The following is a 360-nucleotide window of genomic DNA, read 5'->3' as shown; positions in this document are numbered from 1 at the left end:
CGAGGCAACTGGGCGGGGAAAAGATGAATTGATTGGCTCTGACTTTTCAAACTATTTCACTAATCCAGATGAAGCGAGACGAGGTTATCAGGAGGTTTTTTCAAAAGGACAAGTTACAGATTACGCATTAACGATACGGCACAAAAGTGGGAAGCTCACCGATGTGCTATACAACGCGGCTGTTTATAAAGACACTCTTGGTTATGTGTTAGGTGTTTTTGCTGCTGCACGTGATGTCACACAGCAGAAGCAGGCTTTTCAATACGCCCGTTCGCTAATTGAAGTTTCTCTTGATCCTTTGGTGACGATTTCCCCTGAAGGTAAAATTACTGATGTAAATGAAGCTACAGTAGAGATAAC

At 42.8% G+C, this 360-nt stretch carries 1 protein-coding gene; it reads left to right on the top strand.

What is annotated here, in order from left to right; translation table 11 throughout:
- On the top strand, positions 1 to 360 hold a 360-nt coding region (locus AB9K37_RS02715), incomplete at both ends, for a PAS domain-containing protein (protein WP_369835439.1).

It is taken from the genome of Donghicola sp. XS_ASV15, from assembly GCF_041224595.1.
Lineage (GTDB): Bacteria > Pseudomonadota > Alphaproteobacteria > Rhodobacterales > Rhodobacteraceae > Donghicola.
This window is presented reverse-complemented; position numbering and strand designations above follow the sequence as displayed.